Origin of the sequence: Pseudolysinimonas sp. (assembly GCF_044239695.1) — a bacterium.
Classification (GTDB): Bacteria; Actinomycetota; Actinomycetes; order Actinomycetales; family Microbacteriaceae; genus Pseudolysinimonas_A.
Genome location: NZ_JBIIAW010000114.1, coordinates 1 through 8,199, shown reverse-complemented (window position 1 = coordinate 8,199; position 8,199 = coordinate 1). Strand labels below are relative to the sequence as shown.

The following is an 8,199-nucleotide window of genomic DNA, read 5'->3' as shown; positions in this document are numbered from 1 at the left end:
GCAGGGGTCCCCGCTCTTGCCTCAGCGATCGCCGGCCTTGCCATCTCAACCCCGGTACACTCGGGAGGTTCCCCCCAAGATGATTCTGAGGTAGAGGTATGTCCGAAGCACGTCGCAATGACCTGAGGAACGTCGCCATCGTGGCGCACGTCGACCACGGCAAGACGACGCTCGTCGACGCCATGCTGCGCCAGACGGGTTCGTTCGGCTCGCACGAGCACATGGAAGAGCGAGCCATGGACTCGAACGACCTGGAGCGCGAGAAGGGGATCACGATCCTCGCGAAGAACACCGCGGTCACCTATAAGGGCATCCACGCGACCGAGGGCCCGGTGACGATCAACGTCATCGACACCCCGGGTCACGCCGACTTCGGCGGCGAGGTGGAGCGCGGCCTGTCGATGGTGGACGGGGTGGTGCTGCTGGTCGACGCGTCGGAGGGCCCGCTGCCGCAGACCCGCTTCGTGCTGCGCAAGGCGCTCGAGGCCAAGCTCCCCGTCATCCTGCTGGTCAACAAGACCGACCGCCCGGATGCCCGCATCGACGCCGTCGTCGAGGAGAGCCACGACCTGCTGCTCAACCTCGCGAGCGACCTCCACGACGATCTGCCCGACCTCGACGTCGACGCTCTGCTCGACCTCCCGGTCGTCTACGCGTCGGGGCGCAACGGCGCCGCCTCGTGGAACAAGCCCGAGAACGGCACGCTCCCCGACAACGACGACCTCGAGCCGCTGTTCGACGCGATTCTCAAGCACGTGCCGGCCCCGTCGTTCGACGACGAGGCGCCGCTGCAGGCCTGGGTCACCAACCTCGACGCGAGCCCGTTCCTCGGGCGCATCGCGCTGCTGCGCGTCTTCTCGGGAACGATCAAGAAGGGCCAGACCGTCGCCTGGGTGCGCCACGACGGCTCGCACACGACGGCCCGGATCACCGAGCTGCTGCTGACCCGGGCGCTCGAGCGCTATCCGGCCGAGAGCGCGACCGCGGGCGACATCGTCGCGATCGCCGGTTTCCCCGACATCACGATCGGCGAGACGATCGCCGACCCCGACGACATCCGTCCGCTGCCCGCGATCACGGTCGATGACCCGGCGATCTCGATGACGATCGGCACGAACACCTCGCCGCTCGTCGGGAAGGTGAAGGGTCACAAGCTCACCGGTCGCATGGTGAAGGACCGCCTCGACCGTGAGCTGATCGGCAACGTCTCGCTGAGGGTCGTCGACATCGGTCAGCCGGATGCCTGGGAGGTGCAGGGCCGCGGGGAGCTGGCTCTCGCGATCCTCGTCGAGAACATGCGCCGCGAAGGCTTCGAGCTGACCGTCGGCAAGCCGCAGGTCGTCACCAAGGAGATCGACGGCAAGCTCCATGAGCCCTTCGAGCACCTGACGATCGACGCGCCGGAGGAGCACCTCGGGGCGATCACCCAGCTGCTCGCCGCGCGCAAGGGCCGCATGGACACGATGACGAACCACGGCACCGGCTGGGTGCGGATGGAGTTCATCGTCCCGTCGCGCGGGCTCATCGGCTTCCGCACCGAGTTCCTCACGATCACCCGCGGCACCGGCATCGCCAACGCGATCGCGCACGGCTACGAGCCGTGGGCCGGCACGATCACCACCCGCATCAACGGGTCGATCGTCGCCGACCGCGCCGGCGCGGTGACGCCGAACGCGATCGTGCAGCTGCAGGAGCGCATGTCGTTCTTCGTCAAGCCCACGCAGGAGGTCTACGAGGGCATGGTCATCGGCGAGAACTCGCGCGCCGACGACATGGACGTGAACATCACGAAGGAGAAGCAGCTCACCAACATCCGCTCCTCCACCTCGGACAACTTCGAGAAGATGACGCCGTCGCGGGAGCTCACCCTCGAGGAGTGCCTCGAGTTCGCCCGCGAGGACGAGTGCGTCGAGGTCACCCCCGAGATCGTGCGCATCCGCAAGGTCGAGCTCGTCGCCTCGCAGCGCGCGCGCAACCTGTCGCGGTCGAAGAAGCAGGGTTAAGCCGTCAACCTCGTGGGGCTCCCGGTACGTCGAATGGACGACCGGGAGCGCTATCCTCCCGGGTAACGAGGCGAGGAGCATCCCATGCTGAAGAAGACCCACCGTCCCTGGCTGTTCGCGTTCGGGGTCGTCCCGCTCGCCCTGACGCTCACCGGATGCTTCGGACTCCCGAGCCTCCCCGGCTCCGACGGCGGCGGATCCGACCCCGTCGAAGACGAACTGGTCGAGGAGATCGTCGAGGGTTCCGGTGACGGCATCGACTTCGAGTCCGGATCGCTGCCGCCGGACTTCCCGGTCGACGACGTCCCGCTCGTGCCGGGCGAGGTCGGGCCGGCCATGTCGGTCTCGAACGGCCAAGCCTGGACCGTGACGATCTACACGGCCGACGAGGCGACGGCGAACAGCGCGACCGATCTGCTCGAGGCGGCCGGCTTCAGCAACGAGAGCCAGATCTTCTGGGAGACCGAGGAGTACATCGTGATCATCGTCGCGTCGCAGGAGGACGACGAGGGCCGCTGGCTGGTGCACTACCAGGTGCAGGTGCAGCAGTGACGGCCCGCGTCCGCCCGGTCGCTCTGCTCCTCGTCGGAGCGCTGCTGGTCGGTGCGCCGGTGCTCAGCGGGTGCTCGCTCGTCGAAGGCGTCATCGAGAGCCAGACCGGGGGAGACGTCGACCTCGGCGGCAACACCGTGCCCGCCGACTTCCCGGCGGCGGTTCCGCTCGCCGAGGGCGATGTGGTCAACGGCTCGGCCGTGACCGGACCCGGTGGGGAGCGTGTGTGGAACGTGCTGATCAACGTCGCCGACCCGGCGGCGCCCGACTCGATCGCCGCGCAGCTCGAGGGTGCGGGGTTCGTCGCGCCCGGAGTCGGCGGGGTCACCGACGAGGGCGGCACGCTCACCTACACGAAGGACGATCTGGTGGTGAACGTGCTGCTGGCGAAGGTCGGCGACGCCTGGACGGCGAACTACACCGTCGCCCAGGGCGCGTCGTGACCGCTCTCGCTCGCGGCTTCACCCTCGTCCTGGCGTTCGCGACCGGGGCGGCCATGGGCTTCGTGCTGACCTTCACCCACCGGCAGTACCTGGTCGAGGTCGGCGGGGCGACGATCCCGCTCGGGCTCATCGGTGGCCTCGCGATCGTCGCCGCCCTGATCGCGGGGATGCGGTTGGCGTTCGCGGAACGCCTGTCGCCCATCCTGGCGGCGGCCGGGGTGCTGGTCGGCGCCGGCATCCTCGTGCTGCCCGGCACCAACGGGTCGCTCTACCTGGAGACCGACCCGTTGGGCTACGTCTGGGTGCTCGCTCCGACCCTGCTGGCGATCGTCATCATCGGCTGGCCGGACCGCCGACCAGGCGCTCAGTCGAACAGGCCGGCGCCGACGTACGAACCCTGAGTCGCGCCCGGGGGGATCGCGAACACCGCGGACGAGACGTGACGGATGTACTCGTTCATCGTGTCGGTCGCGAGGGAGCGCTGCACGGCGCTGAACTGCGCGGGGGAGCGTTGCATCGAGATGAAGAACAGGCCGGCGTCCAGTTGCCCGAGCGCGTTGGACCCGTCGACGAAGTTGTAGCCGCGGCGCAGGATGCGGGTGCCCGAGGTCGTCGGGTGCGCGAGCCGCACGTGGGAGTCGACGGGGATCACCTTCCCGCCGTCGGTCGTGCCGAGCTCGAAGTCGGGGTCGTCGAACTCGGCGGAGCCGCTGAGCGGCGCGCCCTCGCCCTTCGACCGGCCGACGATGTCCTCCTGCTCGGCGAGCGAGACGCGGTCCCAGTTCTCGATCGTCATCACGATCTTGCGGGTGACCAGGTAGGTGCCGCCCGACATCCAGTTCTGGTCCTCGTCGCCGACCCAGACGAACTCGTCGACCGCCGCCGGTTCTTCGGACTTGAGGTTGGCGGTGCCGTCTTTGAAGCCGAACAGGTTGCGCGGCGTCGCCTGGTGGGTGGAGGTCGACGAGGTGCGGCCGAACCCGAGCTGGCTCCAGCGGATGCGCGCGGTCCCGAAGGCGAGACGGGTGAGGTTGCGGATGGCGTGCACGGCGACCTGCGGGTCGTGCGCGCAGGCCTGAACGCACAGGTCGCCGCCCGAGATCGACTCCTCGAGGAGGTCGAACGCGAAGAGCGGCAGCGGCTCGAGGTCGGTGGGCTTGCGGTCGGCGAGTCCGAATCGCTCGTCGAACAGCGTCGGCCCGACGCCGATCGTGATGGTGAGCCCGCTCGGCGGGAGCCCGAGGGCCTCACCGGTGTCGTCGGGTGGCAGGAGGGGCGCGCCGTCCACGGCGCCGTCACCGACCTCGCGGCCCTGCGTCATCGCCGCGGCGGCATCGGTCCAGTCCTTCAGCAACTGGATGAGGTCGTCGCGGGTCGCGGTGCTCGTCAGATCGAAGGCGGCGAAGTGCAGGCGGTCCTGCACGGGGGTCGTGATGCCGGCCTGGTGCTCGCCGTAGAACGGGTAGGCGTCCCGCGGGTCGCCGTCGGACGAGGCCTGGGTGGCGAAGGAGGCGGTGGTCGCGGCCCCGGCGGCGAAACCGGCGCCGGCTGTACCGGCACCGAGGATGCCGAGCGCGGCACGCCGGGAGATCCCGTCCTGCGGGGTGGGGCCTCCCGGCGTGCGCGTCGTCATCCGTCTATTCTCCGGGGATCCCGAGCACGGTGCCGGTCAGCTGCGAGAGCGGCTCCGACAGCGCGTTGAGCTGGGCGCCGAGTTCGTTGCGCTCCTCCTGCGTCACCGTCGAGTAGTCGACGAAGCCCGCGGCGTAGTCGCCGTAGGTGTTCAACAGGGTCTTCATCGCGGCGAACTGCTCGTCGAGTTCGGCGACGAGCGCCTCTCCGTCCTCTCCCGCGGACGCTGCGATGTCGCGCACCGCGAGGTACGCCACCTCGGCGCCTTCGACGTTGGCGAAGAAGTCCGACAGGTCGGTGTGCGCGAACTCGTTCTCCTCTCCGGGCAGCTTGCCGTCGGGGGCGGAGACCTCGTCGAGCAGCCCGATGGCGCCGTTGGTGATGTCGGCGATCGAGAGCTCGAACTCGTCGGCGTGCACGAGCTCGTACAGTTCGGTCACATCGGCGACGAGCTTGTTCCCGACCTCCGCGCGCCCGGCCGCGTCCAGCGGGTCGAGGGTCTCGCCCGGGTAGTTCTCGCGTGCGGCCTCGATCCAGAGGTCCATCTCGATGCGGTGGAAGCCGGTGAACGGGATGCCCTCCGCCTCGGCGCCCGGCTTGCGGTAGTCGATCGCCGGATCGAGGTCGCCGAACTGGGCGGCGGTCGGCTCGATGCGCTCGTAGCTCACCCGGGTCGGGGCGAAGAGGGCGCGCGCGGTGTCGTCGTCGCCGGCGAGATAGGCGGCGACGAACTCCTCGACGGCGGGCACGAGCTGCGCGGCCTGGTCCTTCGTGTACGCCGTGTACGACGCGACGGCGGCGGCGATGGCTTCCTCTTGGTCGGCGTCCACCTGAACGGTGTCGCCGGTGACGGTGAAGTCGGCCGTGCCGACCCCGGCCCCGATCATCCCGGGCTTGCATTCGGTGAAGTAGCTACCGGGCTGCGCGAGGACGGTGAGGTCGCGACTCGACCCGGGGGCGATGTTCTCGACCTCCGAGACGATCGAGAGTCCGTCCTCCCCCAGGAGGTAGAACTCGGTGATGCGGTCGCCGGAGTTGGTGACCGTGAAGGTCACGGTGCCGCTCGCCACGGTCGCGGTGTCGAGCACGCAGTCGTCGGCGGTGCTGTCGACCGCGATGACCGTCGCGTCGGCTCCCGCCGGGGCGTTCGGCACGCAGCCGGCGAGCAGCCCGCCGACCGCGACGATCGCGAGGGCGGTGGGGATTCGTCTCTTCATTTCTCTCCCTGGGTTGTGGGTGCAGGCTCTGACGCGGGCGCAGGCTTCGTCGCCCGGCCGCGGATCGTGACGCGGAGGAACAGGGGGACGACGACGGCCAGGTAGGCGGCCCAGACGCCGATCTCCAGCCAGGTCATCTCGGGTGAGAAGCCGATCGTGCCCTTGAGCACCGCGGCGAGCGGGCCGTCGGGCGGGATGACCTCGCCGATGCGGAACGCCCAGGCGCTGTCGCCGTACCAGCCGGGGAACGGCGTCCCGGACGGCGGGGGAGCGAACGGCCCCGGCAGCACGCGCGCCTCCTGGAGATCGTGGATGCCGTAGGCGAGCACGCCGCCGGCGACGACGATGAGCACCGCCCCGGTCACGGTGAAGAAGCGCGAGAGGTTGACCCGCAACATCCCGTGCGTGACGAGCCAGCCGAGAGCGACGGCGGTGAGGATGCCGAGCACTGCGCCGAGGATCGCGAGCGGCGCCTCGCCGATCTGCCGTGCGGTGGCCCAGATGAACAGCGCGGTTTCGATTCCCTCTCGGGCGACCGAGATGAAGGCGAGGAGCACGAGCGCCCAGGCGCTGCGCGTGATCGCGTGCTCGACGCCCTCCTCGAGATCGTGTTTGAGTTTCGGGGCGGTGGCCGCCATCCAGAAGATCATCCAGGTGACGAAACCGACCGCGACGATCGACAACGAGCCGCCGAGGATCTCCTGTGCTTCGAAACTGAGTCCGTAGGCGCCGAAGGTGAGCACCGCGCCGACCCCGAGCGAGAGCACGATGGCCGCGACGACCCCGATCCAGAGTGCCGGGAGCGCGGCACGGCGGCCCGTCTTGGTCAGGTAGGCGATGACGATGCCGATGACGAGAGCCGCCTCCAGCCCTTCGCGCAGACCGATCAGGAAGGTGGCGAGCATGTTGGCAAGGCTACCCTAACCAGCCAGGCCGCGTCGCACTTCGTAGACTGGCGGGGTGACGTACGTGATCGCTCTTCCGTGCGTGGATGTCAAAGACCGCGCCTGCATCGACGAGTGCCCCGTCGACTGCATCTACGAGGGCGACCGGATGCTCTACATCCAGCCCGACGAATGCGTCGATTGCGGCGCCTGCGAACCGGTCTGCCCGGTCGAAGCGATCTACTACGAAGACGATCTGCCCGACAAGTGGTCGGACTACTACACGGCCAACGTCGAGTTCTTCGCCGAGGTCGGCTCGCCCGGCGGCGCCGCCAAGATCGGCGTCATCCCGGGCGATCACCCGGTCGTCTCGGCGCTGCCGCCGCAGGCCCACTGACCGCGCGGCCGCTCGTGCCCCTCGCGCTCCCCGACTTCCCCTGGAATTCGCTGCTGCCGTTCCGGCAGACCGCTTCGGCGCACGCCGACGGGATCGTCGACCTCGCGATCGGGTCGCCCGTCGATCCCGTCCCGCAACTCATCCGGGAGGCCCTGGCCGCCGCCGTCGACGCGCCGGGGTACCCGGCCACCCAGGGCAGCCCCGAGCTGCGTGCCGCGATCGTCGGCTGGTACGCCCGGCGCGGAGTCGAGATCGGGGTCGAGAACACGATCCCGACGATCGGCTCCAAGGAGTTCATCGCCACGCTGCCGACCCTGCTCGGTCTCGGCGCGGGCGACGCCGTCGTGTTCCCCACGGTGGCCTACCCGACCTATGAGGTCGGGGCGCGGATCGCCGGAGCCGACCCCGTCGCCGCCGACGACCCCGACGACTGGCCCGAGCACACGCGGCTGGTCTGGCTCAACAGCCCCGGCAACCCCGACGGCACGGTGCACGGACTCGCATTCCTCCGACGCGCCGTCGTGCGGGCCCGTGAGATCGGCGCCGTCATCGCGAACGACGAGTGCTACACGGAGCTGAATTGGGAGGGCGACGAGGCGACGCCGTCGATCCTGCATCCCGACGTCACGCAGGGCTCGCGCCGACTCACCCTCGCCGTGCACTCGCTGTCGAAGCGCTCGAACCTCGCCGGCTACCGGGCTGGATTCATCGCCGGATGCAGCGACCTGGTCGGCGAGATCCTCGAGGCGCGCAAGCACGCGGGCCTCATCCCGCCGGCCCCCGTGCAGCACGCGATGGCCGTCGCGCTCGACGACGACGCGCATGTCGCGGAGCAGAAGGCCCGCTACGGCGCGCGTCGGCATGCCCTCCGCGGCGCCCTCGAACGCGCGGGCTTCCGCATCGACGGAAGCCGCGCCGGGCTGTACCTCTGGGCGACCCGCGAGGAGGACTGCTGGACCACCGTCGCGGCCCTCGCCGATCTCGGCATCCTTGCCACCCCCGGGTCGTTCTACGGCGCGGCCAGTGGCGACCACGTCAGGTTCTCACTGACCGCCACCGACGAGCGGATCG

At 69.7% G+C, this 8,199-nt stretch carries 9 protein-coding genes; 6 read left to right on the top strand and 3 right to left on the bottom strand.

Going from position 1 to position 8,199, the window contains the following annotated elements; all coding sequences use genetic code 11:
- The first annotated feature begins 98 nt into the window (after window positions 1–98).
- The 4 genes from typA to ACILQS_RS13970 all read left to right on the top strand — a co-directional run bounded on the left by typA (window position 99) and on the right by ACILQS_RS13970 (window position 3,399).
- Window positions 99–2,003, top strand: coding sequence for a translational GTPase TypA (gene typA / locus ACILQS_RS13985; protein WP_395640743.1), 1,905 nt, complete (start codon window positions 99–101; stop codon window positions 2,001–2,003).
- A gap of 84 nt (window positions 2,004–2,087) precedes the next feature.
- On the top strand, window positions 2,088–2,555 hold the full coding sequence (locus ACILQS_RS13980) for a hypothetical protein (protein WP_395640742.1): 468 nt from the start codon (window positions 2,088–2,090) through the stop codon (window positions 2,553–2,555).
- Window positions 2,552–2,998 carry a hypothetical protein gene (locus ACILQS_RS13975; protein WP_395640741.1) on the top strand — a complete coding sequence of 149 codons (447 nt, stop codon included), beginning with the start codon at window positions 2,552–2,554 and terminating at the stop codon, window positions 2,996–2,998. Before ACILQS_RS13980 ends, ACILQS_RS13975 begins: the two co-directional genes overlap by 4 nt.
- On the top strand, window positions 2,995–3,399 hold the full coding sequence (locus ACILQS_RS13970) for a hypothetical protein (RefSeq protein WP_395640740.1): 405 nt from the start codon (window positions 2,995–2,997) through the stop codon (window positions 3,397–3,399). Before ACILQS_RS13975 ends, ACILQS_RS13970 begins: the two co-directional genes overlap by 4 nt.
- Here the strand turns inward: ACILQS_RS13970 and efeB are convergent.
- The 3 genes from efeB to efeU are packed head-to-tail and all read right to left on the bottom strand — an operon-like array spanning window position 3,363 to window position 6,752.
- The gene (gene efeB / locus ACILQS_RS13965) at window positions 3,363–4,631 is read right to left on the bottom strand and encodes an iron uptake transporter deferrochelatase/peroxidase subunit (RefSeq protein WP_395640739.1); all 1,269 of its coding nucleotides are present in this window, start codon (window positions 4,629–4,631) and stop codon (window positions 3,363–3,365) included. The two genes, ACILQS_RS13970 and efeB, sit on opposite strands and share 37 nt — an antisense overlap.
- A gap of 4 nt (window positions 4,632–4,635) precedes the next feature.
- Entirely contained in the window at window positions 4,636–5,847 is a 1,212-nt protein-coding gene (gene efeO, locus ACILQS_RS13960) for an iron uptake system protein EfeO (protein ID WP_395640738.1), read from the bottom strand.
- Window positions 5,844–6,752, bottom strand: a complete 909-nt coding sequence (gene efeU / locus ACILQS_RS13955) for an iron uptake transporter permease EfeU (protein ID WP_395640737.1) — start codon at window positions 6,750–6,752, stop codon at window positions 5,844–5,846. Before efeU ends, efeO begins: the two co-directional genes overlap by 4 nt.
- A 55-nt stretch (window positions 6,753–6,807) precedes the next feature.
- Between efeU and fdxA the strand changes: the two genes are divergently transcribed.
- Together fdxA and dapC are read left to right on the top strand one after the other, a co-directional pair.
- On the top strand, window positions 6,808–7,128 hold the full coding sequence (fdxA, locus tag ACILQS_RS13950; RefSeq protein ID WP_395640736.1) for a ferredoxin: 321 nt from the start codon (window positions 6,808–6,810) through the stop codon (window positions 7,126–7,128).
- A 14-nt stretch (window positions 7,129–7,142) separates the two neighbouring features.
- A partial coding sequence (gene dapC, locus ACILQS_RS13945) for a succinyldiaminopimelate transaminase (RefSeq protein ID WP_395640735.1) occupies window positions 7,143–8,199 on the top strand: 1,057 nt, incomplete at its 3' end.

What these genes read in the sequence shown, in the direction of transcription:
- typA (WP_395640743.1), top strand. Translation starts at nt 99, where the DNA reads ATGTCCGAAGCACGTCGCAATGACCTGAGGAACGTCGCCATCGTGGCG.
- ACILQS_RS13980 (WP_395640742.1), top strand. Translation starts at nt 2,088, where the DNA reads ATGCTGAAGAAGACCCACCGTCCCTGGCTGTTCGCGTTCGGGGTCGTC.
- efeO (WP_395640738.1), bottom strand. Translation starts at nt 5,847, where the DNA reads ATGAAGAGACGAATCCCCACCGCCCTCGCGATCGTCGCGGTCGGCGGG.
- efeU (WP_395640737.1), bottom strand. Translation starts at nt 6,752, where the DNA reads ATGCTCGCCACCTTCCTGATCGGTCTGCGCGAAGGGCTGGAGGCGGCT.
- efeB (WP_395640739.1), bottom strand. Translation starts at nt 4,631, where the DNA reads ATGACGACGCGCACGCCGGGAGGCCCCACCCCGCAGGACGGGATCTCC.